General features: G+C 43.1%; 25 protein-coding genes. 18 read left to right on the top strand and 7 right to left on the bottom strand.

What is annotated here, in order from left to right; all coding sequences use genetic code 11:
* Positions 1-36: 36 nt before the first annotated feature.
* Together RMX98_RS18725 and RMX98_RS18720 are read right to left on the bottom strand one after the other, a co-directional pair.
* The gene (locus tag RMX98_RS18725; RefSeq protein WP_322677126.1) at positions 37-1152 is read right to left on the bottom strand and encodes a cache domain-containing protein; all 1116 of its coding nucleotides are present in this window, start codon (positions 1150-1152) and stop codon (positions 37-39) included.
* A 147-nt stretch (positions 1153-1299) separates the two neighbouring features.
* On the bottom strand, positions 1300-2358 hold the full coding sequence (locus RMX98_RS18720; protein ID WP_322677125.1) for a glutathione S-transferase family protein: 1059 nt from the start codon (positions 2356-2358) through the stop codon (positions 1300-1302).
* Between the two features lie 231 nt (positions 2359-2589).
* Between RMX98_RS18720 and RMX98_RS18715 the strand changes: the two genes are divergently transcribed.
* The 4 genes from RMX98_RS18715 (at position 2590) to RMX98_RS18700 (ending at position 4572) form a co-directional block, all read left to right on the top strand.
* Positions 2590-3567: a D-glycerate dehydrogenase gene (locus RMX98_RS18715; protein ID WP_322677124.1), complete on the top strand. Its 978-nt coding sequence runs from the start codon at positions 2590-2592 to the stop codon at positions 3565-3567.
* 197 nt (positions 3568-3764) lie between these two features.
* Positions 3765-4001, top strand: a complete 237-nt coding sequence (locus tag RMX98_RS18710) for a hypothetical protein (protein ID WP_322677123.1) — start codon at positions 3765-3767, stop codon at positions 3999-4001.
* Complete coding sequence (locus tag RMX98_RS18705) at positions 3998-4348, top strand: hypothetical protein (protein ID WP_322677122.1); 351 nt, start codon at positions 3998-4000, stop codon at positions 4346-4348. Before RMX98_RS18710 ends, RMX98_RS18705 begins: the two co-directional genes overlap by 4 nt.
* Positions 4294-4572, top strand: a complete 279-nt coding sequence (locus RMX98_RS18700) for a nucleotidyl transferase AbiEii/AbiGii toxin family protein (protein ID WP_322677121.1) — start codon at positions 4294-4296, stop codon at positions 4570-4572. Before RMX98_RS18705 ends, RMX98_RS18700 begins: the two co-directional genes overlap by 55 nt.
* Before the next feature lie 256 nt (positions 4573-4828).
* On the opposite strand, the gene RMX98_RS18695 is transcribed toward RMX98_RS18700, so the two are convergent.
* The gene (locus RMX98_RS18695; protein WP_322677120.1) at positions 4829-5179 is read right to left on the bottom strand and encodes an ArsR/SmtB family transcription factor; all 351 of its coding nucleotides are present in this window, start codon (positions 5177-5179) and stop codon (positions 4829-4831) included.
* 80 nt (positions 5180-5259) lie between these two features.
* On the opposite strand from RMX98_RS18695, the gene trxA reads away from it, so the two are divergent.
* The 10 genes from trxA (at position 5260) to RMX98_RS18645 (ending at position 16280) form a co-directional block, all read left to right on the top strand.
* Positions 5260-5583 carry a thioredoxin gene (gene trxA / locus RMX98_RS18690; protein ID WP_012412473.1) on the top strand — a complete coding sequence of 108 codons (324 nt, stop codon included), beginning with the start codon at positions 5260-5262 and terminating at the stop codon, positions 5581-5583.
* A gap of 132 nt (positions 5584-5715) precedes the next feature.
* Complete coding sequence (locus RMX98_RS18685; protein ID WP_322677119.1) at positions 5716-6510, top strand: SDR family NAD(P)-dependent oxidoreductase; 795 nt, start codon at positions 5716-5718, stop codon at positions 6508-6510.
* A gap of 115 nt (positions 6511-6625) precedes the next feature.
* Positions 6626-7738, top strand: coding sequence for an alkene reductase (locus tag RMX98_RS18680; protein WP_322677118.1), 1113 nt, complete (start codon positions 6626-6628; stop codon positions 7736-7738).
* 491 nt (positions 7739-8229) lie between these two features.
* A complete protein-coding gene (locus tag RMX98_RS18675; protein ID WP_322677117.1) occupies positions 8230-8895 on the top strand; it encodes a nitroreductase family protein in 666 nt (221 codons plus the stop codon).
* 390 nt (positions 8896-9285) lie between these two features.
* A complete protein-coding gene (locus tag RMX98_RS18670) occupies positions 9286-10584 on the top strand; it encodes an MFS transporter (protein ID WP_322677116.1) in 1299 nt (432 codons plus the stop codon).
* Positions 10585-10642: 58 nt separating this feature from the next.
* Positions 10643-11332: an SDR family NAD(P)-dependent oxidoreductase gene (locus RMX98_RS18665; RefSeq protein ID WP_322677115.1), complete on the top strand. Its 690-nt coding sequence runs from the start codon at positions 10643-10645 to the stop codon at positions 11330-11332.
* A 34-nt stretch (positions 11333-11366) separates the two neighbouring features.
* Entirely contained in the window at positions 11367-12131 is a 765-nt protein-coding gene (locus tag RMX98_RS18660) for a class I SAM-dependent methyltransferase (RefSeq protein ID WP_322677114.1), read from the top strand.
* Positions 12132-12823: 692 nt separating this feature from the next.
* The gene (locus RMX98_RS18655; protein ID WP_322677113.1) at positions 12824-13912 is read left to right on the top strand and encodes an ABC exporter membrane fusion protein; all 1089 of its coding nucleotides are present in this window, start codon (positions 12824-12826) and stop codon (positions 13910-13912) included.
* Positions 13909-15117, top strand: a complete 1209-nt coding sequence (locus tag RMX98_RS18650; RefSeq protein WP_322677112.1) for an FtsX-like permease family protein — start codon at positions 13909-13911, stop codon at positions 15115-15117. Before RMX98_RS18655 ends, RMX98_RS18650 begins: the two co-directional genes overlap by 4 nt.
* Positions 15118-15143: 26 nt before the next feature.
* Positions 15144-16280, top strand: coding sequence for an ATP-binding cassette domain-containing protein (locus RMX98_RS18645; RefSeq protein ID WP_322677111.1), 1137 nt, complete (start codon positions 15144-15146; stop codon positions 16278-16280).
* Positions 16281-16447: 167 nt separating this feature from the next.
* Here RMX98_RS18645 and RMX98_RS18640 read toward each other — a convergent pair whose 3' ends face one another.
* A complete protein-coding gene (locus tag RMX98_RS18640; RefSeq protein ID WP_322677110.1) occupies positions 16448-17413 on the bottom strand; it encodes a class I SAM-dependent methyltransferase in 966 nt (321 codons plus the stop codon).
* A gap of 511 nt (positions 17414-17924) precedes the next feature.
* Between RMX98_RS18640 and RMX98_RS18635 the strand changes: the two genes are divergently transcribed.
* Positions 17925-18623 (top strand): glutathione binding-like protein, encoded by a 699-nt coding sequence (locus RMX98_RS18635; RefSeq protein WP_322677109.1) that lies wholly within the window; start codon positions 17925-17927, stop codon positions 18621-18623.
* A 190-nt stretch (positions 18624-18813) separates the two neighbouring features.
* On the opposite strand, the gene RMX98_RS18630 is transcribed toward RMX98_RS18635, so the two are convergent.
* Positions 18814-19014: a hypothetical protein gene (locus RMX98_RS18630; RefSeq protein WP_322677108.1), complete on the bottom strand. Its 201-nt coding sequence runs from the start codon at positions 19012-19014 to the stop codon at positions 18814-18816.
* 379 nt (positions 19015-19393) lie between these two features.
* Between RMX98_RS18630 and RMX98_RS18625 the strand changes: the two genes are divergently transcribed.
* Complete coding sequence (locus RMX98_RS18625; protein WP_322677107.1) at positions 19394-20698, top strand: O-acetylhomoserine aminocarboxypropyltransferase/cysteine synthase; 1305 nt, start codon at positions 19394-19396, stop codon at positions 20696-20698.
* 193 nt (positions 20699-20891) lie between these two features.
* Positions 20892-21971, top strand: a complete 1080-nt coding sequence (gene metX, locus RMX98_RS18620) for a homoserine O-acetyltransferase MetX (RefSeq protein WP_322677106.1) — start codon at positions 20892-20894, stop codon at positions 21969-21971.
* 442 nt (positions 21972-22413) lie between these two features.
* On the opposite strand, the gene glgP is transcribed toward metX, so the two are convergent.
* Positions 22414-24978: an alpha-glucan family phosphorylase gene (gene glgP, locus RMX98_RS18615; RefSeq protein WP_322677105.1), complete on the bottom strand. Its 2565-nt coding sequence runs from the start codon at positions 24976-24978 to the stop codon at positions 22414-22416.
* Positions 24979-25506: 528 nt separating this feature from the next.
* On the bottom strand, positions 25507-25830 hold the full coding sequence (locus RMX98_RS18610; protein WP_322677104.1) for a hypothetical protein: 324 nt from the start codon (positions 25828-25830) through the stop codon (positions 25507-25509).
* Between the two features lie 550 nt (positions 25831-26380).
* On the opposite strand from RMX98_RS18610, the gene RMX98_RS18605 reads away from it, so the two are divergent.
* Positions 26381-26578, top strand: coding sequence for a hypothetical protein (locus tag RMX98_RS18605; protein ID WP_322677128.1), 198 nt, complete (start codon positions 26381-26383; stop codon positions 26576-26578).
* The last annotated feature ends 401 nt before the right edge of the window (positions 26579-26979 follow it).

Here is a 26979-nt window from a genome sequence, read left to right as displayed (position 1 = left end):
CATGTTTATCGTGTAGTTGCTTGGCGCGCGGCGCGGCTACACCGCGCCATTGCTTGTGACAGTTGCGTAAGTCCTGGCTATTTCTCGTGCTTCCAATGCTGCGGCCATTTCGTCAATAGCTTGTGCCAGTTGACCAAGTTCTCCCGATATATGAGCAAGTCCAGTACGTGTGTTGAGTTGACCATTACCCAAGGTCTTGGCTGTTTGTACTAAAGATTGTATCTGCTGGAGAAAAAATATATCTCCACCTACCCAAGCAGCAGCGATCGCTAAAAAAGTAACTGCACCTAAACTAATTAAGTTTCTGACTAATAAACTATCAGCATCAGCAAAAACTTCAGACTTGGGAATACCAATCCTGATATATCCATCCGGCTTGGCTGGATTATCGCCCAAAGGAATAAAGGCAAAGATTCGCGACACACCATCAAGGCTAGTCACTTCATCGATCCCCTCACCCTGAGCAATTTTCATTCTGGCGAAAGCATCCGGCGATATAGATTTTCCTACCCAAGTTTGTGCATTGGGATAGCGGACTAAAAGTGTTCCTTTGCTGTCAACCAAACTCAGCACCGAGCCTTGGGGCATTTTTATTTGCGCCGCCAACTGATTTAACTGAGCTAAATCAAGTGCAGCTACAACCAAAGTTTGCGATCGCCCTGTCTTGTCTAAAATTGGATAAGCAAAATTCAGGGTAGCTTTTTTAGTGACGCGATCTATTTGATAGTCACCAACTGTAAATTTCCGGGTTTGTAAAGCACGTTGGAAATAACTGCGGTCTTTGACATTCACACCATCGGGAATCCCGGTACAAATCGTGTTTCCTTGAGCATCAAGTACAGCAAAATTAGCGTATACTGAATGTTGTTTCAGAATATCGGTGAGTAATTGATTACACTCTGCTGAATTCCCTTGACGGACAACTGGCATCTGTGCCAATATCATCAGCAGTTGACGGGTTCCTTCTACAACCTGCTTCTGGTTATTAGCCGCCAATCTCGCCAACCGTAGTGTCTGTTCTCGTGCCTCTGCTGTAGCGGTACGCCGTTGTTCGGAAGCAGTGTAAAGAATTAATCCTAGTGCTGGAATAACAGCTAAAAGGACGAGAAGTACTAAGCGAATGCGAAGCGTACTGTTTAACCAAGAGCGCATTGTAATTTAGTTTGGCTTGCTAGACATAATTTTGAACCAAAATCTAAAATTCAAAACTGTTATAACTGACGCAGTGAGCGAAATCAAGGCTTTCAGGGTTAAAGGAGCGAGTGCGTACACTACTGATAATACTTGGTGTTAATCGGTTCATGAAGCATTTACCTTGCCGATGCGATCGCGATCGTGTGGTTGATTAAGATAGGACATATCAGGGCCATTGGGGATAATTCCGCCGGGATTGAGCGGGAATAAGTTCCCGTAGTAGTCCCGCTTCACAGTTTCTACGTCGCAAGTGTCAGCCACACCCGGAAGCTGATACAGATCGCGTAGATAAGCTCCGAGATTCTGATAGTCGCGAATTCGCTGCTTATTGCATTTAAATAGCCCATAGTAGGCACTATCAAACCGAAATAATGTTGTGAACAAACGCACATCTGCAAGTGTAAGATGTTCACCGCAGAGATAGCGATTAGTCTGCAATGCCAGTTCAATCTCATCAAGAGTTGCGAACAGTTCATTACAGGCTTGATTGTATGCTTCTTGAGTCTGGGCAAAGCCGCAGCGATACACACCGTTATTTACCGCGTGATAAATCTTCTCATTCCACCAGTCAATTTTCTCTTGAAGTTCTTCTGGGTAAAGATTTAGCGTCGGATTGTTGACAAACTCGTTAAACTCAGAGTTCAGCATGACAATAATCTCTGAACTCTCATTATTGACGATAGTTTTTGTTTGGTTATCCCATAGTACTGGTACTGTAGAGCGTCCACTGTAGCCGGGTTCTGCCTTCTGATAAAATTCAGCCAGTGTGCTGCAACCTTCTTCTTCCTGGTTATTAAATATCCAACCGCCTTCAATCGGAGAAGGAGAAACGATACACACTGATATTACCGCTTCGAGTTTTTTGAGCGATCGCACAACCAAAGTTCGGTGTGCCCAAGGACAGCCCAGCCCTACATAGAGTTTGTAGCGTCCCGTTGCTGGTGGATGTGGATTTCCTGATTCTGTGCCGATAAACTTGCGAAACTGGCTATTAGGACGAATATATGCGCCTGACTGATTGCGAGGAGCAAGATTTGACATCATTAATTGCCACATACTTGTCCAGACAAACTTTCCTAGCCAGATAATCAGCTTGGGAGGAAGCGACTTGCCCTTCTTCTTGGGGAGCTTTTTCTCGTCATCCATTGGAGTTGAGTTAGTCATAAATTATTGATACAGGACTCTATATTTGATTCCGTGAAAAAATTCAGTACAACTAAAAGAGGCTTCTTGCCTATTGCCTATTGCCTATTGCCTTCGCCAAGCGGCGCGAACAGAAATCAAATCGGATTGCTATATACCACCACGGATAAACATCTATATTTAGGGTAGACTAAGCAAAGATAAAATGAACCAGCAATATATCTCTTTGATGAGATAAAAGGTTCAAAAATTATGCTTCAAGCTAAAGTCTTCGTTACTCGTCGCCTACCCATCGAATTAGAGCAACTGCGATCGCTCGCTATTGTCGAAGTTTGGCCAGAACGCCAACCCCCTCCCTACGAAATTTTACTAGAAAAAGTCAAAGAAATAGATGGTTTGCTATGTCTGCTGACTGACCAAATCGATCGGCAACTCATCGAGTCTGGGAAACTCAAAGTCATCAGTCAAATGGCGGTAGGTTACGATAACATTGACATTGCCGCCGCTACGGCACGGCAAATTCCTGTCGGTAATACTCCTGGGGTGTTAACCGATGCTACCGCAGATTTTGCCTGGGCATTACTAATGGCAGCTGCACGGCGAGTAGTAGAGGCAGATCGGTTTACTCGTGCAGGTTTGTGGCAGACTTGGGAACCAGATTTATTGTTGGGGCCAAATGTTACAGGCGCTACCTTGGGAATTGTCGGTTTTGGGCGGATTGGTCAAGCAGTTGCTCGTCGTGCCAAAGGTTTTGAAATGCAGATTTTGTATACGACTAGGCAACGATGCAGCCCAGAATTAGAACAATCTTTAGGTGTGGAGTTTGCTACGTTAGAACACTTACTGCAAGAGTCTGATTTTGTGACACTGCATACACCATCATCTGATGATACTTATCATTTGATTAGCGATCGCCAATTTGAGTTGATGAAGCGATCGGCTATTTTGATTAACACGGCGCGAGGAACTATTGTAGATCCAGATTCTCTATATCGTGCCCTTGCAAGTGGTCAAATTGCGGCGGCGGCTGTGGATGTCACCGAACCAGAACCGATTCCTAGCGACAGCTTGTTGTTGACCTTAGAAAATCTAATTATTGCACCTCATATTGGTAGTGCCAGCCGTCAAACGCGCTCAAAAATGGCTTCAATGGCGATCGCTAACTTAATCGCAGGGCTGAGGGGCGATCGCTTGGCTAATTGTGTCAACCCTAAAATTTATAATTCATAATTCAGCAAATATCCTTTGATAACCAATTAATCCACCCTGCCTATTCGCCACCTGTATCCTGGCAAGGACACGGCGGTGTTTGGAAAGGAAGAGTTTACTCCAAACCAGATAATTTATAGTTAGAATAAAATTGAATGTGGATATCCACAATGCTAATCTAAATAAAAATAAGCCGAAAGTGGTTGATTAAAAGAGCTATGACAACCGCAACACCAACAATTAATCCTGTTACTATCCCCAAAAAACTGCCTTTTTTGGAGTCCATTTGTTGGCAAACTGCCGATGTGTATCGGTTTACTTCAGAACAAATGCTGAGTCGTTATGAGCGTGGCTGGCAGTATCACAATTTATTTAATAATCTTGAAGGTGAAGAACTCAATTTTCTTCAGGAACTTGCCAGACGCTATAAATCCTGGTTGCAAGTTTGTTTATGACCTTTAGGTTAGAACATCATAATCAAATTCTCACAGTTCTTGAATCCTTAGATTCGGACATACTTAGGAAGGGTTCTGCTTACTTCGGTGGCGGAACCCTTCTTGCATTTGAGTTTGAAGAATATCACTGGAGTAAGGACGTTGATTTTATCGCTTCTGTTGGTACAGAAGGCTACAAATATCTGCGGACAGTGATATTTGAGGGTGGACATGAAGCATTATTTCGGGATTTAAGTAAAATCCAAGTTGGACGTAGTACAACTGACCAATATGGAATTCGGATGATGTTTTTGTGGATGATGTGCCGATTAAAACGGAAATTATTGCCGAAACTCGTTTTCAACTAGATCCACCAAGATATCCAAAGTGGTCACTCGTTCCTTGCTTAAGCTTCAATGACTGCTTTACCTCTAAGCTGCTGTCAAATTCTGACCGTTACGCAGATGACAGCGTTGAGGCAAGAGATTTAATTGATCTAGCAGTTCTCAGGCTGCAATCTCCAATCCCTCAAGTATCAATTGAGAAGGCTGAAAAAGCTTATCAGGTTATGCGCCCTTTAAAAAGAGCGTAGGCGTAGCCCGTCGTAGACATCGAACTCTTTCAGGGAAGGCCAGATTACAGGGAGAAATGCTTTCTTGGTCTACAAGTTGATCGAGCTCAGATACCCAAAATTATCGACGGTATTGATTTGCTCTCTACAGATTTAGGTTTATCTCACACTCCAAGGCTTTTTCAAGAACAACATGATATCCTCGCTGATTTAGAAACACAAAAAGAAAAACGAGCAGATTATTAAACAGGTAGCAATCGCCCCATGCCCAATGCCCCTAAATCCGATAAGCTGTTTGTTTAGTACTGGCAGACTCAATCGGCAATGGTTGAGCGGCTTTCAATACCACATCCAACAACCCTGGAAACAGCACCTCTAAATCTTCACGTCGCAGTATGTTAATATGCTGTGTTCCTTCTTTGCGTGTAAAGACTATCCCCGACTCTCGCAAAATCTTGAAGTGATTGGACATAGTAGACTTGGCGATCGCAAAATCAAATTTGGCACAGCATTGTTCCCCCTCAGTCGCCAGTAGTCTCACAATCTCTAACCGCACCGGATCGCCCAATGCATACAACACGCCCGGTAAAGAAATATTTTTTCGATCTGGATGATAAAGAAATCTCATAGTTGCATTATCTCATCAGGTGGCATATATTTTTATTATTCGATATTATCGAATTATAGAATTAATTAGGAGGGCAATTTATGTCATCCATTACAAATGTCACAGAAGCCACATTTAAGCAAGAAGTCTTGGAAAGTGAAATTCCGGTATTAGTGGACTTTTGGGCCCCGTGGTGTGGCCCTTGCCGGATGGTGGGCCCAGTCGTCGATGAAGTTGCTGCTGAATACGAAGGACAAGTGAAATTTGTGAAGCTGAACACCGATCAAAATCCTACTGTCGCTAGCCACTATGGAATTCGCAGCATTCCGACGCTGATGGTTTTTAAGGGAGGTCGGCAGGTTGATACTGTCGTTGGGGCAGTTCCAAAAACTACCTTGAATAAGACCTTAGCACAGCATCTTTAATCTAGGTACTATTGTGAGACGCATTTAGTTTGCAGTCTTCTTTAGAGGGAGCCAGGAGTCAAAATATATTAGACTCCTGACTCCTGACTTCTGACTCCTGAATTCTGTTTCAAATAACGGGGAAAGAGCGAAATGGACTTGAAATTGCATGGTAAATCCGCCTTGGTGAGTGGCTCAACCGCAGGTATTGGAATGGCCGTCGCTCTTGGGCTAGCTCAAGAGGGTGCATCAGTGATTGTCAACGGTCGGTCTGAAGAACGAGTCGCTCAAGCGATCGCTAAAATTAAGCAAAGCACACCTGAAGCGAAAGTTTCTGGTGTTGTTGCTGACGCAGGCACTACATCAGGGGTAGAGAAACTCATTCAAGAGGTTCCTCACGTTGATATACTCATAAACAATGTGGGTATTTATGAGCCAAAAACTTTCTTTGATATTACTGATGAAGATTGGTTAAAGATATTTGAGGTTAACGTCCTCAGTGGAGTCCGTTTGAGTCGGCAATATCTGCAAAAGCAGCTAGAGCAAAACTGGGGGCGAATAATTTTTATCTCCAGCGAATCTGCCATTCAGATCCCAGTGGAAATGATTCACTATGGCACAACCAAGACAGCGCAGCTAGCCATTGCAAAAGGTCTAGCAGAGATGACTGTCGGGACTGGAGTCACAGTAAACTCTGTCCTTCCAGGGCCAACCCGCTCAGAAGGAGTTGAAAAGTTTATTTCCCAGCTAGGACACGAACGTGGTATTAGTGCAGCAGAAGTAGAGGCTGAATTTTTTCAAAATGTGCGTCCAAGTTCCTTAATCAAACGCTTTGCAACTAATGAAGAAGTAGCAGCGATTGTAGTTTACCTTTCCAGCCCTGTAGCTTCAGCAACGAATGGTGCAGCTTTGCGGGTAGATGGTGGCGTTATTCGGTCGATTGTTTAATATTTGAACTACATCTGTCATTGGGGCACATTGCTGTGTCCTACCGCATAATCTATTTGCTGATTTCACAAATGTGGGGTTAGGAATTTTGAATTTTAAATTGGAGCGAAGTGACATGACTACTGATATCAACTTATTCTCTGCTTACCAATTAGGGAATCTGGAATTACCTAACCGGATAGTGATGGCTCCCTTAACCCGAAACAGGGCAGGTAAGGGAAACGTCCCACACCAACTGAATGCTACCTACTACACTCAACGTGCTTCCGCCGGACTGATTATTTCTGAAGCAACACAGGTAACTCCTGAAGGACAGGGCTATCCCGCTACACCAGGAATTCATTCACCAGAGCAGATAGAGGGATGGAAGCTAGTAACCGATGCGGTACATCAGCACGGAGGGAGAATTTTTCTGCAACTATGGCACGTAGGCAGGATTTCTCACCCAGACTTACAACCGAATGGAGCTTTACCTGTAGCACCTTCTGCCATTGCTCCTAAAGGTGAAGCTGCAACTTATGAAGGGCCAAAACCCTTTGTTACTCCCCGTGCTTTAGAAACTTCGGAAATACCGCAGATAGTAGAACAGTATCGTCAGGGAGCGGCAAATGCCCTAGCGGCTGGGTTTGATGGCGTGGAAATTCACTCAGCTAATGGTTATTTAATAGATCAGTTTTTGCGCGATCGCACCAATCAACGTACAGATAAATATGGCGGTTCCATTGAGAATCGCGCCCGACTCCTGTTAGAAATCACAGAGGCGATAACTACTGTGTGGGATTCTAACCGGGTAGGAGTACGTTTATCTCCCAGTGGAACTTTTAACGATATAGGCGACTCCAACCCCCTAGAGACATTTGGTTATGCAGCTCAAGCATTGAACCAATTTAATTTGGCATATCTGCATATTTATGAGGCAACAGAGGCAGACATCAGACATGGCGGCATAATTGTACCCACCAGTCATATACGCGATCGCTTTACAGGTACACTCATCGTCAATGGTGGTTATACCCGTGAAAAAGGTGATGCGGTACTAGCCAGCAAAGCAGCAGATTTAGTTGCCTTTGGCACATTATTTATATCAAATCCCGATTTACCCCGACGCTTGGCTTTGAATGCACCACTAAATGAAGCAGATCAAGCAACCTTTTATGGTGGCGGTGAAGAAGGATATACAGATTATCCATTTTGGTCATCTGCTAATGAGCAGGTAGCTAAGGTGTAATTCGTAATTACAGCAGAATTCAGGAGCGGAGCCGGAGACGCTCCGCCTCCGGTCAGAATTCAGAATTCAGAATTTAGGGCATTGCTGATTGCGGTATGAAAAATAATTTTGCGTTATTTCAAAATCCTTGTAGAGACGTTGCATTGTAGAGACGTTGCAATGCAACGTCTCTACATCCAAATTCATACCTCGATTCAGCAACACCGAATTTAGAATTCAAAGAGCTTTTATACCTGGTTTTAAGACGCGAGCTTCTGTACAACACTTCCTTGAAATCTGTTGTATGACAGTAGCTGGCGTGTGGCGTAGGCAAATCGTTTGTTCTGAAACAAGGAATAATTTTTATTTTTGTTTCCTGAATAAATAGATTTGCTTGTATCTTAATTACGTTAGCATTACGCAAAACAAGTGTGCGTTCGCTTGTTTTTAGCGTTTCGTAGAGAACGTCATTACGAATTATTTGGTCATAACTCAACTATCAGGAGAATCTCATGAGTTCCATCACGCAAACTCAACCTTTAGATGTACCAAGTGCGATCGCTCAACGTCGTTCCATCAAAACTTTTAAAACAGACCCCATCGCCCCAGAACTACTTAAGCAACTGGTAGAGTTAACCGTGGCAGCACCTAGTAGTTATAATATCCAGGACTGGCAAATTATTATTGTGCAAGATGAAGCGCAAAAGGCAGCACTATCAGCAGCATCGTGGAATCAACAGCAAATTGTCCAAGCACCTGTAACCTTTGTGTTTGCCGCCGATCCTAACGCAGGCGAACAAAACTTGGCCCCAATTCTAGAGCGGGGACTTGAAACTGGGGCATGGAATGAAGGCACGGTAAACTACTTTAAAACCGCCATCCCACAATTTCAAGCTACGTTAGGCGACAAACGACGCGAATATGCAATCAAAGATGCCATCATTGCCGCAACTCATTTGGTGTTAGCAGCAGAAAGTTTGGGATTATCCACTTGTTTTATGAACGGTTGGGTTGAGGATCAGGTAAAACAAGTGATTGGTGCTGGGGATAATCCAGATTTAGCGATCGCTGTTTTAGTTCCCGTTGGCTATGCAGCCGAACCACGCTTAAATCCCGGTCGTTTGCCATTCTCCTCCAACGTCTCTGTAGACAGAATCGGTAATCCTTATGCAGGGTAACTTTTCCTAAATTGGGAATGGGGAATAGGCAATAGGCAATAGGCAATAGGCAATAGGGAATGAGTCTTTGATACTCGCCAACGAGCCTTTGATACTCGTAAATGAGTCTTTTATACTCGCCAACGAGTCTTTAATACTCGTGAATGAGTCTTTGATACTCGCCAACGAGTCTTTGATACTCGTGAATGAGTCTTTGATACTCGCCGACGAGTCTTTGATACTCGCCAACGAGTCTTTGATACTCGCCGAGGAGTCTTTGATACTTGTGAATGAGCCTTTAATAATCACCTCCCCTGCCTCCCCTGCCCCCCTGCTCCCTCTGCCCCCCTGCTCCCCGGTCACTGAGCGTAGCCGAAGTGCTGCCCCTGCCCCCACTCCCCCTCGCCAACCATGTCCTTACCCTCCTTCCTAGCGCGTCGTCCGTTCCACTATGCCTGGATTGTAGCTGGCTTAACATTCCTAGCCTTGCTCGTTGCAGCCGGAATTCGCTCTGCTCCCGGAGTTTTTATAGTGCCTCTCGAACAGGAGTTCGGCTGGAGTAGAGCAACTATATCTTTGGCAATCTCTATTAACTTAGTACTCTACGGATTAATTGGCCCTTTTGCCGCCACAGTTATGGAGCGAATCGGCATTCGTCGGATGATGGTGTTCTCACTTGCTATCATTGCCCTCGGTGTCGGTTTAACCACTGTGATGTCAGCTTCCTGGCAGCTAGTCTTGCTGTGGGGTGTAGTTGTCGGTTCTGGTAGCGGAGTTATTGCCCTGGTTTTGGGTGCTATTGTTGTCAATCGCTGGTTTTTGGAAAAGCGGGGTTTAGTTCTGGGCATCTTAACTGCCAGTACAGCTACAGGGCAACTGGTATTTCTGCCGATGCTGGCCTCAATAGCCGATCGCTTTGGGTGGCGAATTGCGGCTCTAGCTCTGACTGGTGCAGCACTTCTAATTATTCCAGCGATCGCAGCCTTTATGCGCGATCGTCCGGCGGATGTCGGTTTGCGACCCTTTGGCGACAACAGCGAAACTGTGGAAATATCACAGCCTAGAGCAAATTCCATCGCCTCTACCCTTAACGCTCTCTGGCTGGGAATGCGTAATAGAGATTTCTGGCTGTTATTTGGTAGCTTTTTTATCTGTGGTGCTAGCACAAATGGGTTAATTGGTACTCATCTGATTCCTGCTTGTATTGACCACGGTATCCCGGAAGTCAAGGCTGCGGGGCTTTTGGCAATCATGGGACTATTCGATTTTTTTGGAACTACTATGTCCGGTTGGCTATCCGATCGCTGGAACAATCGCTACTTATTGTTTTGGTACTATGGACTGCGGGGTTTGTCTTTGATTTTTTTGCCCTTCAGTTTCAATTTTTCCTTGTATGGACTTTCCATCTTCGCCGTCTTCTATGGACTTGATTGGATTGCCACCGTACCACCGACAGTCCGTCTTGTTGCTAATGTCTTCGGTAAAGAAAATGTCGGCGTGATGTTTGGTTGGATTGTCGCAGGACACCAGATCGGTGCAGCCACAGCAGCATTCGGAGCCGGAGTGTTGAGAACTTGGACAGGTAGTTATTTACAAGCGTTTATTTTATCAGGCGTTCTCTGTCTAATTGCCGCAGTTTGTGTACTGCAAATTGGTCAAAGTCCCAATAAAGGCAATTCACCGTTATCTTCAGTCACCCTCAATTCTTAATCGAATGAGGCTAAGAAAAGCTCTAAGCTAGGCAGAATAAGCACTACAGGTTTAAAATATGGCAACAACAGCTTTAATTGTCGGTGCAGGTAGTGGACTAAGCGCATCTTTAGCCCGTCTATTTGCCAAAGAAGGATTCACCGTCGCTTTAGCAGCTCGTCAAATAGAAAAACTCACTCAATTAAGCGATGAAATTGGCGCAGTTAGTTTTGCTGCTGATGCCTCTAAGCCAGATGAAGTAGAACAGTTATTTATTGATATTGATAAAAAAGTCGGTTCCCCAAATATTGTCATTTACAATCCTAGTTACCGAGTGCGGGGGCCTCTTGTTGATCTAGACCCTGGTGAGGTGGCAAAAACCCTAGAGGTAACTGCTTATGGAGGCTTTCTCGTTGCCCAAGCTGCTACCAAAAGATTTTTGCAACTTGGTGGTGGTGCTATATTTTTTACTGGAGCCTCAGCCAGCGTTAAGGGTTATCCTTTGTCTGCTCCTTTTGCAATGGGTAAATTTGCACTGCGCGGTTTGGCTCAGAGTATTGCTAGAGAACTAGCACCAAAAAATATCCATGTGGCGCATTTCGTGATTGATGGTGGAATCCGTTCAGCAGAGCGCCAAGATCCAGTAGATAATCCTGATAGTACTCTTGACCCGGATGCGATCGCTCAAACTTATCTCAGCATTTTACGCCAACCCCGTAGTGCTTGGACTTATGAAATAGAACTACGTCCTTGGGTAGAGAACTTCTAGCCTAGACAATTGTTACAAAAATAGTTTTGTAGGTATGAAAATTGATTTTGGTGCAACTGCTACTGATTATGCAAAACACCGCGCTGGCTTTCCCAGTTCATTATTTAACAAACTGTCTGAATATGGTATAGGTTTACCAGGGCAAAATATTGTTGACCTTGGTACAGGTACAGGAACACTAGCGCGGGGCTTTGCTGATAGAGGTGCTTATGTAATTGGCATAGATCCATCAGCATCACTTTTAGAACAAGCGAGATTCTTAAGCGAATCTGCCCAACTCAAAGTAGATTATCGAGTCGCAACCGCCGAGAATACCGAGTTACCAGATGCAAGTGCCGATGTGGTGACTGCTGGACAGTGTTGGCATTGGTTTGATCGTCCCCGTGCTGTCAAAGAAGTTACTCGGATATTGAAAAAAAATGGCTCGATCGCGATCGCTCATTTTGATTGGATACCCTTAAAAGGTAATGTCGTGGAAGCCACAGAACAATTGATCGAGGCTCATAATCCCGCCTGGGATATGGCCGGCGGTAATGGCTTGCATCCCCTGTGGTTACAGGATATTGGCGAAGTTGGATTCCGAGACATCCGCACATTTTCTTACGATGTATTTGTACCTTATACACATGAAGATTGGCGGGGAAGAATTCGGGCGAGTGCTGGTGTGGGAGCTAGCCTAACACCAGAAAAAGTAGAAATATTTGACCAAGAATTGGCAGCATTACTCGAAGCAAGATATCCGACACCAATTCTTCAGGTTCACCATAGAGTTTGGGCTGCGATCGCCAAATCACCGTGAAAAAGTATATATATAGTTATAGATTTATTAGCAATTGCTTCACAATGGCATCTTAAAACCATTCGGTTAGCTTGTTTTTTAAGGCGAGATACTCCCAAGCATTGCTGTCAACTTAAGGTGAAACCCTTATAAAGGCTTGATATTGAGTCTACTTATATCATGTCCGCATAATTAGTTACGATTCCCATAGTCATCGCACCCCACCCCCAACCCCAATACAGTTTAGTTAAGCAAATTTATCTGTTAAGGCAGGCAGGGGGAGCAGGGGAGGCTTCGGGAGCAGGGGGAGAGAAAAAAGCTTAACTGAACTGTATTGCCCCCAACCCCTCCCCGCTCTTCGGGAGGGGAGACAAAGCACAGCTTTGGCGGAGTGGGGTGATTCGCGTTTAATAAGTGATTAAGCGGACATGATATGACTTAGCATTACGAACGATCCACGTCACCCCACCCCGGTTTTAAACAAAATCGGGGTGGGGTGATTCGCGTTTAATAAGCAATCAAGCGGACATGATCTGACTCAGTTTCTTGCAGAAGTCAGTATATAGCGATTGGCAGTCAAAATGGGAACAATATATATTGTAAGGAGAAAAACTTTACCAGATAATTTATGCTTTGATTTCTTGCTTTATCAAGGTGAAGTTGACTTATATCCTATATCTAACAATAGTTTTATACTCCAAGTAGGAAGAACTATGACACATTTATTTACCCGTAATGACAATAGTAGAAATACTAAATTAACCGTATTTTTAAGTACAGTATTTTATGGTGGAATCGCGCTTAGTGGGGCGATCGCATATCGGATAATGGGGACGAGTGAAGCAGTTAAACCTCAGCCAGTGGTTGTAACTCCAATGGTGATGCAAGCGGTGACGGCTTTGGGGCGTGTGGAACCTGAAGGAGAAGTAATTCAAGTGTTTCCGCCTTCTTCAACGGAATCAGCCCGCATCCAACAGCTACGCGTGCAGCAAGGGGATTGGGTGAAGGCGGGGCAAGTGCTTGCGGTGTTGGATAATTATACTCGTCGTCTGGCAACTGTAAATATGGCGCTAGAAGAGGTGAGAGTAGCCCAAGCGCGATTAATGCAGGTACGAGCGGGGGCGAAACAGGGAGATTTACAAGCTCAACAAGCGGCGATCGCTCGTTTGGAAGCGGAATTGAAAAATGCTCAGATGGAGGAGTCACGGTATCGCAGTTTGTACCACGAGGGAGCGGTTTCGGCTTCCCAGTACGATAGCAAACGCTTGGGGATGGAAGCGGCACAACGACAGGTAAATCAAGCCCGTGCCTCTTTGAATAGTTTGGCAGAAGTGCGTCCAGTAGATGTGCAGTTGTCTCAGGCTGAAGTGAAACAGGCAAAGGCAAAGGTGATGCAGGCTCAGGCGGAATTGGCCTTGAGTGTGGTGCGATCGCCCCGAACTGGACAAATCATTAAGGTGCAAACTTCTCCTGGTGAAATGGTAGGGACGAAAGGCATCGTGAGTTTAGGTAATACGATGCAAATGATGGTAGTAGCAGAGGTTTACGAAACAGATATCCCCAAGATACATTTAGGCCAAACAGCAACGATTACCAGTCCCAGTCTCACTAAACCGCTCTTTGGAAAAGTATCCCAAGTAGGTTTAGAAATTGGTAAACGCGATGTTTTAGATACAGATGCCGCAACAGATGTGGATGCTCATGTGGTAGAAGTGAAAATTCGCCTGAATCGGGAAAATAGCCGTGTTGTAGCAGGAATGACAAATCTCAAAGTTGATGTATCAATAGGACTTAAAGAATGATTCGACGTTTTGTAATTGAAATTCAAAAAATTCCCATTGCTTGGTTGCAATTGAGATATCAACGCAATCAAACTATAGCGGGAATTGTGGGAATTTTTTGCATTACATTTCTCATTTTTATGCAGCTTGGGCTGAGAAATGCTTTTTTAGAAGGGGCGTTGCAATTACCTTTAAATTTTAATGCAGATATTGTTTTAGTTAGCTCTCTCTCTTCAACTGTACTGCAACCAGTAATGTTTTCCTCCAGACCTTTATATCAAGCACTAGCATTAAAGAACGTTGAATCTGTCGCACCACTTTATATTACTTCAACCCAATGGTACGACAGAAATCAGTCTCTTTATCGTATTAGAGTGAACGTTATAGGCATTCCTGCTAATATACAAACACTAAATCTTCCTGGACTTAAAGAGAATATTGAAAAATTAAACAAGCAAAAATTTGCTTTATTTGACCGTAATGCCAGAAATGAATTTAGTCCTATCATTACTGAATTCAACGAAACAGGCAAATCATCGGCAGAAGTTTTAGCAGGAGCCAATGGATCGTTGCGAGAACTTAGAGTTATTGGACTTTTTGAGTTAGGGGTTAATAATGCTTATGATGCTAGTTTTATTATTAATCCAACAACTTTTAGTCAATTATTTGGGCGGAGCCTGACAAAAATAGATGCTGGCTTAATTAAATTAAAACTAGATGCTAATTCAGATGCCAATATAAAGCAAACTGTTGAGCAATTAAGAACTTATCTTCCGGCAAACATTAAAATATTTTCTAAATCAGAATTAATCGCTAGAGAAAAAATATTTCATGAAAGCAACTCACCGATGGGCTTCATCTTTCGGTTTATTTTGATTATTGCTATTATTATTAGTATTTTTATTTTATACCAAATACTTTATGTAAAGGTTACGCATAATCTTGCCAATTATGCAACGTTAAAGGCTTTGGGTCTTAACCACAATTCTTTAGTTTCTATAGTTTTTCAAGAGGCAATATTTTTGGTTATTGCCGGATATATCCCAGGTGCAATAATATCATGCTTGGCTTATGATTATCTAGTTAAAACTACAAAAATATTTATCAAAATGACTGTAGAATCAGGATTATTTGTTCTCGGATTAGTCTGCATGATTTGCATAATATCAGCAGGATTTTCCTTACTAAAGGTTAAAGATGCAGATCCAGTCGATGTTTTTAAGTAAATTTAATTCCTTAATTTTATAGGTTTATGAATCAGGTTATAGCCATTAAAAGGCTGAATCATTATTACCGGGAAGGCAAAAGTCAAAGACAAATATTATTTGAAATTGATCTAGATATTCACCCGAAAGAAGTTGTTATTTTAACTGGAGCATCTGGTTCTGGAAAAACAACACTACTATCTCTAATTGGCTGTATGCGTTCTGTTCAAGAGGGCAGTCTCAAAGTCTTGAATTATGAATTGAAGGGAGCCAACGAAATCCAGCGAATGCAAATACGGCGAGGAATCGGCTATGTTTTTCAGCATTTTAACTTACTGGATTTTATGACTGTCCAGCAGAATGTGATGGTTTCGCTGGAACTACAGGATAATTTCACGCCTCAAAAAGCAAAAAGCCAAAGTTCGCAAATTCTGAAAGCGGTGGGGCTAGGGCAGCACTTGAATGCTTACCCCAGGGATCTCTCTGGCGGGCAAAAACAACGTGTGGCGATCGCCCGCGCCCTCGTTCACCGTCCTCGATTACTTCTGGCGGACGAGCCGACATCCGCTTTAGATCGGCAAACAGGGCAAGAAGTCACCGAACTAATGACCACACTGGCGAAAGAACAAGGAAGTGCGGTTTTGATTGTTACCCATGACAGTCGGATCTTTGGCGCTAGCGATCGCATTGTGCGTATGGAAGATGGCAAACTGGATGTGGACTATGAGGGTCAGCTATCTGTTACTTTACCAACCTTAACGGATAAGCAATTAGTTAAGTTGATTCCCAGGTTAAAAATGTTGACCTTCCAGCCTGGTGAAATTGTTATTCGCCAGGGTGATGTGGCTGATAGATTCTATATCTTGATTGAAGGGGAGGTAGAAATCATTCAAGAGTTTTCAGGTTCAGAATCAAAATTATTAAAAACATTGGGGCCTAATAACTGTTTTGGTGAAATAGGATTACTCCAGCAAAACAAGCGCACAGCAACAGTACGTGCGGCAAATGAAGCAGCGATCAAAGTTATTGCCATTGAGCGTTCTGATTTCTTTGAAATGGTTGTCAATTCAAAAATGACTCATGCACTTTTAGACTACCAGGCAATACAATTGCTCGATCAAGACGAGCGACGGAAGCACGATCAATCGAAGCTCTATGTTTCATCCACAGAAAGCCATGATTAGCGACACATACACAGTCGCTAGTCATGAGACTTCTTGCAAAAGTCGGGAAAAGGGGAAGGGGAAAAGGGGAAAGGTTTGTTATTTTCCCTTTTCCCTTTAACCTTTACCCTTTTCCCCTCTCTTGCAAAAAGCACTTTTGCAAGAGGTCTATGGCTGATAGTACAAAGCTAGCTGCCCTTGATAGGTTTGATTCTGGCGATCGCTAGTAGTAACATTTTTGGCAGCCAGAAAAGATAACAATATATTTGTTTTGCCTGACTATAAAGTGAGAATAACTTTCTTTCACTCAATAAAGTCAATGGTCGAACTGCTTTGAGAATTTCTGCAATTTTATCTTCCACCGCAGATTCAACTGAACCACTTACAAAATAACCTTGTAAATGTGGAGGTAAGCGCCAGTTAATTTTAGGATCTGGCTGATGTATTACAGGCTCAACATTTCCCCGCCATGCAACTCCCATAATTTGCATAGTTTGATACACCATTGTGTTCCACCCTTTCTCTTTAAAATAGTCCAAGCCTTGACCTACATCAGGAGAAGCCAAATCGTGAAATAAAACTAAAGCATCTGCTTCTGCAAGTTGTTCACAAATAATTGCATCATTGAGCGGAGCTGGTGCTTCGTGATTACCATCTATAAATATCAATGACCATTTTCGTTGAAATTTATTTGCGATCTCTTCTACTTTTTGAGGGCTAAATCCTGGTATGAGATTTACAGATTCCTTAACGCCTGCTGATTTTAGTGACTCTGTAACGCTTTCATTAAATAATTGTTCAGATAGCATCGGATCGATTACATCTAACTCTACTCCTCCTAAAGCCAGATGACAAGCTGACCAACCCATCCAGCAACCTATTTCTAAAGCTTTTTTTCCTCGAAATTTTAAGGCTGTATTGTATAGAATATGAGCTTCATCTCTGCTAACAAACCCTACATTTTGTCGTCGCTTATCCACGTACCAGTTATGAGTAATATCCCGTCGTAAGTAAAGCCAAAAAGAATCATATTTATTTCCCAAAATTATATTTGGAAAATATGAATCTGGCTGGATGGTGGAAAATCCTGATGAAACATAATCTCCTTTTGGTAATAAGCTTCCTTCAATCAGTGTTACTGTCTTTTCACTCATAAGTTACTCTCTAAATCATTTGAAATTCTCGGTTTTGGAGTTGCAATTTAACTGCACAACTTCTCGAAAAGCGCCATTATCCCTACAGATGAACTAGTTAATTTTTTTTAAGCATTACGTCTTTTTTTTGTAATGCAAAATCATTAATAGCCCAGCAAAATAGTCCAGTATGGGGCTATAGCTCCATTCTGAAAGCGATTTTCCATCTTACCTCTAGGACAATACTTTTGGGTATAAAGTGCTAAAATGCTGACTGTATATACACAGGACTTACGCAAAAACTCTCTGAAACTCTTATTCCTTTGTGTCCAACTCTTACGAGACGCTACGCGTAGCTTGCTTCCCCGCAGGGGTATGTGTCCTTTGCGGTTCGTTTTATCATGATTTTGCGTAAGTCCCAATACATTTTTGCAGCTTTTGCCCTCTTCTTTTCAGATTTTGTGAGAAATCCGAAAAAGCTGTCTGCACTATTGGCTTAAAAAACAATCACACAATTTTAGGGAAGATAATCATGATCGATCTTTACTATTGGACAACCCCAAACGGTCATAAAATTACGATTTTTTTGGAAGAAGTCGGTTTACCTTATACCATAATTCCTGTAAATATTGGGGCTGGGGATCAATTTAAGCCGGAATTTTTAAAGATTTCTCCTAACAATCGGATGCCTGCGATCGTTGACTACGAACCAGCAGATGGAGGTGCGCCAATTTCGGTATTTGAGTCTGGGGCAATCTTGCTATATTTAGCAGAAAAAACTGGGAAATTAATTCCCCAAGATTTACGTAATCGCGCTCAAGTTTTAGAATGGTTGTTTTGGCAAATGGCAGGGCTGGGGCCAATGGCGGGACAAAATCATCACTTTAGCACTTATGCTCCCGAAAAGATTGAATATGCCATTAACCGCTATGTAAATGAGACGGGACGCTTATATGCAGTACTAAATAAGCAACTAGCAGATCGAGAATTTGTGGCAGGTGATTATTCCATCGCCGATATTGCTGCTTATCCTTGGATTGTGCCCCATGAACGCCAAAGTCAAAACCTAGACGATTTTCCTCACATCAAGCGTTGGTTTGAGACAATTAAAGCCCGTCCGGCAACAATTCGCGCCTACGAGAAAGCCGAAGCATTGAAAACTCAAGCGCTTGATCCAGATAAATCACGAGATTTGTTATTTAATCAGTCGGCGAAGACTATTCAGCCTTAAACCTTTTGAATTGTCCTAATCGTGCCAATTTCAGATTTTACCTCGTGAGCGCGACTCGACTGAGCGATCGCCAAACGTCTCAGTCAAGTCTCTAAGTCCTAACTTAATCGGGCTGCTGCCGCTAATAGAGGATGTTTGTCAAGTCTCAATTAATACTAGCTTTTAGTCATGCGAAGTTTAATTCCCCTAGTTAACTTTGGGGGCGATCGCAATGATAAGGATAAAGCCACTCACACTTGAAAAGTCCACGGGTATGTTTTTCAAAAAAGGTTCCAGCATGGCGTCCAGGTGATATGTCAATCCCAGCCTTGGTTTTAATTTCGTACAGCCAAGGAAAGGCTACTACTAAAACAGTTATGACACCGAAGATGGAGAAAATCATGGTTCTCATTTTGGGCAATCTTCGGGAATTGCTGTTGTGGTTTTGAGACATACGTAGTAAACGTGAAAAACTAACGATCAATCTTAGCCTAAAGCTGAAAATGTCGCCCGAAGCGGGGATTAAGATTGTTTGTTTTCCAATCAAGTTCTCGCCCACATTTGCTAAAATTACTTTTTCAGAAAAGGTTTTAGATTCAAAGGCAACGTAGCAGTGCCTTTAATTCCCATTCCCCATTCCCAATTTGTTGTGCTAAAGATGGATAATCTTAGGCGTGACCAGTTAAAATACGGTAATCCTTCCAAATTACCGTTGATTAATCCAATATAATGTATAATGCTCAACTCGTATTATTACTTAGTTGTATAATTGGAAACTCAAATAACTGCTAATGTCTGAACAATATCGTTTTGAAACCCTGCAAGTTCATGCGGGACAAGAGCCGGCTCCTGGAACTAATGCTCGTGCTGTACCGATTTACCAAACGACTTCCTACGTTTTTGACGACGCCGACCACGGAGCGCGGTTATTTGCTCTCCAGGAATTTGGCAACATTTACACCCGCATCATGAACCCGACGACGGATGTTTTTGAAAAGCGGATTGCTGCCTTAGAAGGGGGTGTAGCAGCATTAGCAACCGCTAGTGGTCAGGCGGCACAATTCTTGGCAATCAGCACCATCGCTCAAGCTGGGGATAATATTGTTTCCACTAGTTTTTTGTATGGGGGAACATATAACCAGTTTAAAGTAGCCCTACCACGATTAGGTATTAACGTCAAGTTTGTTGAGGGAGATCAGCCAGAAAGTTTCCGTCAGGCGATCGACGATCGCACCAAAGCGTTATACGTTGAAACCATTGGCAATCCGCAATTCAACATTCCCGACTTTGCCGCTTTAGCTCACATTGCCCACGAAAACGGCATTCCTTTAATTGTGGATAATACCTTCGGTGCTGGTGGGTATTTAGCTCGACCAATTGAACATGGCGCAGATATCGTAGTAGAGTCTGCAACTAAATGGATTGGTGGACATGGTACTTCCATTGGGGGCGTAATTGTCGATTCGGGTAAATTTGACTGGGGTAACGGCAAATTTCCCCTATTTACTGAGCCAGCACCCGGCTATCATGGGCTGAATTTTCAAGAAGTGTTTGGGCCTAGCGGTTCCTTTGGTAATATTGCTTTTATTATCCGTGCCAGAGTCGAGGGGTTACGGGATTTTGGCCCATCCTTGAGTCCATTTAACGCCTTTCTGTTATTGCAAGGATTAGAGACACTTTCTCTACGTGTAGATCGGCATGTAAGCAATGCCCTAGAATTGGCTCACTGGTTAGAGCAACAAGAACAAGTATCTTGGGTTAATTACCCTGGACTTCCCAATCACCCCGATCATGAACGAGCGAAGAAATATCTCCGGCATGGGTTTGGAGGAGTTTTAAACTTTGGCATCAAAGGTGGACTAGAGGCAGGTAGAGCTTTTATTAATCATGTGAAACTAGCGAGTCATTTAGCAAATGTTGGTGATGCGAAAACTCTCGTTATTCATCCCGCCTCTACAACCCATCAACAGCTAAGTGATGACGAACAGGTTTCAGCAGGTGTAAAACCCGATTTGGTGCGAGTATCAGTGGGAATTGAACATATCGACGATATCAAAGAAGATTTCCAGCAGGCATTTCGGCAAGTTAGGATTTAGTTTTTAATTGGGAATGGAAGATTGGGGATTGGGGATGGGGCATGGGGTATGGGGATTGGGGATTGGGCATGGAGTATGGGGCATTGGTCAATAATTAGTTATTATTCCTCTGCTCCCCCTGCCTCCCCTGCTTCCCCTGCTCCCCCTGCCTCCCCTACTCCCCTGCCTCCCCACTCCCCACTCCCCGATAAATATGATTTACTCAGGCTTCATTTCACCGCAAACCCAGTTTTACCAGCTTACAGTGCCTTTTCAACTTGAAGGTGGTGAAACATTAACTGGGGTTCAGGTTGCTTATCGTACCTGGGGAGAGTTAAATGCTCAAGGCGATAATGGGGTACTGATTTGTCATGCCTTAACTGGTTCGGCTGATGCTGATGATTGGTGGGAGCCTTTGTTTGGTTCCGGGAAAGCTTTCAATTCAGAACACGATTTTATTGTGTGCAGCAATATCTTGGGAAGTTGTTACGGTACAACTGGGCCAACTACTATCAATCCCATAACAGGAAACCCTTACGGTGTATCCTTCCCTAAGATTACAATCCGAGATATGGTTGACCTGCAAGCTATACTACTAGAATACCTGGGTGTTCAATCTCTGCGATTAGTAATTGGCGGTTCACTCGGTGGAATGCAAGCACTGGAATGGGCGTTATTATATCCAGAAAAGACGAAAGCGATCGCACCTATTGCCGTTTCTGGCAGACATTCGGCTTGGTGTATTGGATTAAGTGAAGCCCAAAGACAAGCAATTTATGCCGATCCCAACTGGCAAGGAGGGAACTACACGCTGGATACGCCCCCAAATCAAGGATTAGCAGTGGCGCGGATGATGGCAATGTCTACTTACCGTTCTTGGGATAGTTTTACAAGCCGCTTTGGCCGGCAGTATGATACATCTGAGCAGTTTACTATAGCCAGCTATTTACAGCATCAGGGTCAAAAGCTAACAGAACGATTTGATGCCAACACTTACATTACTCTCACCCACGCAATGGATCGCCATGATGTTGCACGCGATCGCACAAGTCCCAATTTATCAGATTACGAATCTGTTTTACAAAGCATCCAACAACCGACTTTAGTTGTCGGCATTGATTCAGACATTCTCTATCCTCCAGTAGAACAACAAGAATTAGCAAATTTAATCCCAAATGCTCAACTGGCGTGGCTGAAGTCAACCCACGGACATGATGCTTTTTTAATTGATATGGCTGTATTGAATGAAATAACGATCTCTTTTCGGCAAAGTTTAGATTTCTCAGCTTTCTAAAAAAACCTATATCTTAGTCAAATCGCATTTTTCTTAGAAGTTGTTTGAAAAGTATCAAGTTGTATAAAGATCCCCCTAACCCCCTTTTTTAAGGGTAAACCGGAATTAAAATCCTTTTTAAGTGAGATTTAGAGGGATCTAGAACGTTTTTTTACCGACAAAAGGACTTTTCAAATATGCTCTTGTAATTCTTGATGATTCTAGCAATAATTATTTTTGTGCCGTGATTACATCATATTGATGTCCCGGCAAATAAGCATACCCGGAACCCCACCCTGCAAAAGCTGCGCTTTAACTCCCTTCCCGAAAAGCGGGGAGGGGTTGGGGGTGGGGTTTTTTATTATAGGTAATTTGGCGGACATGATATCACACAATAAAAGGCGTTGCTAAACTTAAATTCAGCAACGCCTCATCTTGAGTATTTAATAACTACTCACTAGTTTTATTCTGCCCAAGCAATCAACCTTGGTTCATAGGGATTAGCCAGATTTTGATTTTTCGGCAATACACGCAAAGACAAGCCTTGTAAACCAGAAGCGGTATAGATGATATTACCAGTGTAAATACTCAATTGCTGTCCATCTTCCCCTTGGTAATCCATCACCACTGGCACAGCGTTGACAATCTCACCATTGGCATCGATCGCACCTTGATATAATTCTACCTGCACATCATCATTGGTCAAAGTTGCCAAGTCAACCTTAGCTTTGACAGCAACGGTTTGGTTAACTTCAATGTCTGAAGCTGCCGATACGTCAACATCTTTGATTCTGATGTTGAACCAGTGTTCGCCCAATTTTTCTTTCCAAGCAGCTAGTTCTTTAGCTGGGGCATAGTTATCAACAGTCAGGGTATGATAGCGATCGCTAGCCGGGAAATAAGCTCTTTGTGCGTATTCTCCCACCATCCGCGCTGTATTAAAGAAGGGACAATTCAACCGAATTGCATCCTTCATTTTGGCAACCCACGGACGGGGCAAGCCATCAGTATCTCGGTGATCGTAAAATAGTGGTACAACATCCTTCTCTAATAACTCGTAGAGAGCATTTGCTTCCACTTCATCCTGGTAGTTAGGATCGTCGTAATTCTCTCCATGTCCAATGGCCCAACCTGTGCGGACATAATCAGCTTCATCCCACCAGCCATCTAGCACACTTAAATTTGGCAAGCCATTCATTGCCGCTTTCATCCCGCTAGTACCAGAGGCTTCCCGTGGACGACGCGGTGTATTTAACCAGATATCGCAGCCTGCAACCATCAACCGGGATATGTAAATGTCGTAATTGGGAACGAACACTACCTGTTTTTCTAAATGTTGTTCGCGGATAAAGTGATTGATCTCGCGGATGAGTTCTTTACCGGGAATATCCTTAGGATGTGCCTTACCAGCGATTACGAATTGCACTTTCCGATCTTTGTTAGCCAGTAAAAGCCGCTTAATCCGATCCAAATCACGCATCCAGAGGGTGGCACGTTTGTAGGTGGCAAAGCGACGGGCAAAGCCAATGGTAAAAGCGTAAGGATCTAACACTTCTTGGGCTTGGGTAATTTCGGAAGCCGAAGCGCCGCGATCGGTTAAATGCTTGACCAAATGCTCCCGCACATACAAAATCATATCCAAGCGGCAGCGTTCGTGATTGCGCCACAATTCCTCATCGGGAATAGCGTCCATCCGATCCCACAATGGGCTATCTGGTGGTGCTGATGACCAATTTGGGCCGAGGTAGCGATCGTATAATTCTTGAGTCGATTTCGCCACACAACTCCGAGCATGGACACCGTTGGTAATTGCGGCGATCGGCACTTCTTCTACTGGCACATTCTTCCACAAGCCTTGGAACATTTGCCGCGACACTACACCATGTAGTTGGGCGACACCGTTAGAAAATGTTGCCATTTTCAGCGCCAGCACCGCCATACTGAAAGGCCCAGATAAATCGCCTGTATTCTCGCGCCCCAGTCCTAAAAATTGCTCTTTGGGCAACCCAAATATCTCTGCAAAGTAGCCCAGGTAGTACAGCATTTTGTCGGGAGCGAACAAGTCAATCCCTGCTGGTACTGGTGTGTGGGTAGTAAAGATATTGCTAGAAGCCACCACCTGTTTAGCTTGGGCATAATTCAGCCCCTCTTCCTGAATCAGCAAGCGGATGCGTTCTAGGGCAGAGAAGGCGGCGTGGCCTTCATTCATGTGGTAAGCGGTGACTTTCAGTCCCAAAGCTTTGAGCATTTGCACACCACCGATCCCCAGCATGATTTCCTGGTGGATACGCATATCGATGTCGCCACCGTAAAGCTGATCTGTGATGTCGTGGTCGTAAGTGTTGTTGGGTTCAATGTTGGTGTCCATCAAATACAGGGGAACCGTTCCTACCTGTACGCGCCAAACTCTGGCATACACCTTGCGTCCTGGATAATCCACCGCAATTCGCAATTCTGAACCATCAGGATTGCGCTCTAGGTGCAAGGGCATATTGTAGAAATCGTTCATCAGGTAGCGTTCTTGCTGCCAGCCATCAGCATTCAAATACTGGGCAAAATAGCCTTGCTGATACAGTAAACCTACACCGACAAGCGGTAGCCCCAAGTCACTGGCAGATTTGAGGTGATCCCCCGCCAGTACGCCCAAGCCCCCAGAATAGACGGGCAAACAATCTACAAGTCCAAATTCCGCCGAAAAATAGGCGTAGCATTCTTTTGGTTTCTGCTCTCGTTGTTTCTGATACCAGGTACGCTCTTGCAAATAATCGTCTAACTGACGGTCAGCTCGATCCATTTGCGCCAGAAAACCTTCATCTTCGACAACTTCCAGAAGCCGCGATTGAGAGATAGTACCCAACATTAACACTGGGTTATGATGGCTAGACTCCCACAGGTCTGAGTCTAAGCGACGAAATAAATCTTTAGTGTCAACGTTCCAATCCCAGTGCAAGTTATATGCCAGCCGCCGTAGTGGTTCAAGTCGCGGCGGTAGTGAAGGGGATACGTTAAATGTGCGAATTGGCTGCATAAGTTGGCAAAACTCCAAGTTTAGCTATGGTTATTGTTGACTCTCTTTACCAATGTTGCCAATTCTTTATACAGTAGTTTGTGAAAAAGCGATGACTTTGTTAAGCATTGAGAATTCTTTTTAACCTCGTTGCTAAAGTTTACACCAAGGTGTTTCTAATTCTATGCCTTACTCTCAGCCATGTACTTGGTATATTAAAATTTAATCATTTACTGGCACTAGAGCAGTTAAAAAAATCTCGTTTTGAATAAATAATTTATATTTATTTTAGTATTGCTTCCGGGGATCAATTCTAGGGTCTTGGCTGAGGGTAAAAATTCCCCATAGTTGTATCTAGGAAAGTTAAATTCTTAATTATTTTTTAATAAAATTGTGATCGCCAAGAAGCAGCGTCACAAAACAGTCGGATGAAAATCGTACCAAGTAGTTAACCAAGAAAGCGGTGCCTGCGGCGGGCTACGCTGACGCTAACTACTTGGTATTAATTTTGGATACTAAACCAGCAAAATAACTTAGTAGGCTGTTACTTTATGCACCTAATGAAGGCTGATCTTTAGTATTTTTTGTCATTGTCAGAGCTACAGCTGCTGCATAAGCGAGTTCGGCTGCCATTTGATAAGCAAGTTTAATACTTGATGAAGCGTCCTTGGCTTTAGGAGAGAGCGAAGCTTTTTGTCGGCGCGACTCAAGTTTTACATCGCCTGCTGCAATAGCTCGCTGTAAAATGATCCAGGCATCTAAGTCTTCTGAGTCATAATTACTTTGAAGCTGCGATCGCAGTTGATCTTCGGCTACAACACTCAGATAGCCGATAGTTAGAGCTTCTTGTACAATTTCTTTAATTAAAGCCATAATTTGAACCAAGTGTGTGAGTTAAAACCGATACCTTGATTTGGGCAATTTGATATTTTTTTGGGGATTTATCCTCGAAACTAAGCTACCTTTTAGCTTTCTTTGAATAAAATTTATAATAAGTAGTGCCAAGTACGCATCACCCCCTTGGCTCACCCGAATGGGTGATTTACAAATTTTTAGATATCAGTATATGGAAAAGAAGAATATTTTGAGCTACTTTGGCTTTTTAACGAAGAGGCTATCACAAGTATAGTAAATATCATTATGAATTTAGCACCCAATTATAAAATTACTTAGATATGGAACGGTAGAAATATAGAGAGCAATTTTAAATAACCGCTTACAGCATTTTTTAACTCTCTATTTCTGAGTAATTTTATCTAAGTGTATAAACTTATTTTAGAGTAGCGTAGACTTGACCCGCCATAGGCATCGCTCCAGTAAAAAAGTTAACTGATTTCCATCATTAGATCACAAGCAACTTAGAAATCAACTTATTTCTTGAAAGTGTTCCACTAAAAATAAAATGTGTTATCGTTAAAAACAATTGTTATTAAAAACCATTCATGTAATTACCAACGTGAACTGGTTAGTCTGTAAATCATCCGTGTGCAACATGATTGGAGCAGCATACTCTAGAAATTCGTTGCAAGAAAGCCGTCATAGCAGTCGGGGAAGCGCTTACTTGTTTGCACCGATGGTTAACTTCAATGTGATGGCTGATGTGGGAGATAATCCACCATAATTGGATTTTATTTGGGAAAAATTACCCAGAAAAATCCAACAATAATTACATTGTCATGCTAGGCAGAAATTTTATCTAAACTTTGAATATAGTCTAGTTAAATGTATTTTTTGTTGCAAAATAGCTTGTGAAACTGAGTTGTTTCAAAAGACTAAAGCTGCTGGAGAGTAAGTAGCTTCAAAGCAAACAACACTATCCCTAGTTGCTTCAGTAGTGCTGTTAGCAGGGTATTTAGCCCGTGCAATTATTGCTATTCTTACTCAGCACAGTTTTGGGAACAAGCTTTTCAAATTTGCCGGATAACCAAAAAAGTTGCTTATCTAAATCAGCAAATTTTCCCATTAGATAATTTAATAGTCTAAGTTTTGATTTGACGATGCACTGAAATTGTTTTGTTAATT

The organism is Nostoc sp. DedQUE02 (assembly GCF_034531035.1).
Taxonomy (GTDB): domain Bacteria; phylum Cyanobacteriota; class Cyanobacteriia; order Cyanobacteriales; family Nostocaceae; genus Nostoc.
This window is presented reverse-complemented; position numbering and strand designations above follow the sequence as displayed.

Excerpts from the sequence above, each read along its gene's own strand:
- RMX98_RS18725 (WP_322677126.1), bottom strand. The coding sequence starts at position 1,152 with ATGCGCTCTTGGTTAAACAGTACGCTTCGCATTCGCTTAGTACTTCTC.
- RMX98_RS18720 (WP_322677125.1), bottom strand. The coding sequence starts at position 2,358 with ATGACTAACTCAACTCCAATGGATGACGAGAAAAAGCTCCCCAAGAAG.
- RMX98_RS18715 (WP_322677124.1), top strand. The coding sequence starts at position 2,590 with ATGCTTCAAGCTAAAGTCTTCGTTACTCGTCGCCTACCCATCGAATTA.
- RMX98_RS18710 (WP_322677123.1), top strand. The coding sequence starts at position 3,765 with ATGACAACCGCAACACCAACAATTAATCCTGTTACTATCCCCAAAAAA.
- RMX98_RS18705 (WP_322677122.1), top strand. The coding sequence starts at position 3,998 with ATGACCTTTAGGTTAGAACATCATAATCAAATTCTCACAGTTCTTGAA.
- RMX98_RS18695 (WP_322677120.1), bottom strand. The coding sequence starts at position 5,179 with ATGAGATTTCTTTATCATCCAGATCGAAAAAATATTTCTTTACCGGGC.
- trxA (WP_012412473.1), top strand. The coding sequence starts at position 5,260 with ATGTCATCCATTACAAATGTCACAGAAGCCACATTTAAGCAAGAAGTC.
- RMX98_RS18685 (WP_322677119.1), top strand. The coding sequence starts at position 5,716 with ATGGACTTGAAATTGCATGGTAAATCCGCCTTGGTGAGTGGCTCAACC.
- RMX98_RS18680 (WP_322677118.1), top strand. The coding sequence starts at position 6,626 with ATGACTACTGATATCAACTTATTCTCTGCTTACCAATTAGGGAATCTG.
- RMX98_RS18675 (WP_322677117.1), top strand. The coding sequence starts at position 8,230 with ATGAGTTCCATCACGCAAACTCAACCTTTAGATGTACCAAGTGCGATC.
- RMX98_RS18670 (WP_322677116.1), top strand. The coding sequence starts at position 9,286 with ATGTCCTTACCCTCCTTCCTAGCGCGTCGTCCGTTCCACTATGCCTGG.
- RMX98_RS18665 (WP_322677115.1), top strand. The coding sequence starts at position 10,643 with ATGGCAACAACAGCTTTAATTGTCGGTGCAGGTAGTGGACTAAGCGCA.
- RMX98_RS18660 (WP_322677114.1), top strand. The coding sequence starts at position 11,367 with ATGAAAATTGATTTTGGTGCAACTGCTACTGATTATGCAAAACACCGC.
- RMX98_RS18655 (WP_322677113.1), top strand. The coding sequence starts at position 12,824 with ATGACACATTTATTTACCCGTAATGACAATAGTAGAAATACTAAATTA.
- RMX98_RS18650 (WP_322677112.1), top strand. The coding sequence starts at position 13,909 with ATGATTCGACGTTTTGTAATTGAAATTCAAAAAATTCCCATTGCTTGG.
- RMX98_RS18645 (WP_322677111.1), top strand. The coding sequence starts at position 15,144 with ATGAATCAGGTTATAGCCATTAAAAGGCTGAATCATTATTACCGGGAA.
- RMX98_RS18640 (WP_322677110.1), bottom strand. The coding sequence starts at position 17,413 with ATGAGTGAAAAGACAGTAACACTGATTGAAGGAAGCTTATTACCAAAA.
- RMX98_RS18635 (WP_322677109.1), top strand. The coding sequence starts at position 17,925 with ATGATCGATCTTTACTATTGGACAACCCCAAACGGTCATAAAATTACG.
- RMX98_RS18630 (WP_322677108.1), bottom strand. The coding sequence starts at position 19,014 with ATGAGAACCATGATTTTCTCCATCTTCGGTGTCATAACTGTTTTAGTA.
- RMX98_RS18625 (WP_322677107.1), top strand. The coding sequence starts at position 19,394 with ATGTCTGAACAATATCGTTTTGAAACCCTGCAAGTTCATGCGGGACAA.
- metX (WP_322677106.1), top strand. The coding sequence starts at position 20,892 with ATGATTTACTCAGGCTTCATTTCACCGCAAACCCAGTTTTACCAGCTT.
- glgP (WP_322677105.1), bottom strand. The coding sequence starts at position 24,978 with ATGCAGCCAATTCGCACATTTAACGTATCCCCTTCACTACCGCCGCGA.
- RMX98_RS18610 (WP_322677104.1), bottom strand. The coding sequence starts at position 25,830 with ATGGCTTTAATTAAAGAAATTGTACAAGAAGCTCTAACTATCGGCTAT.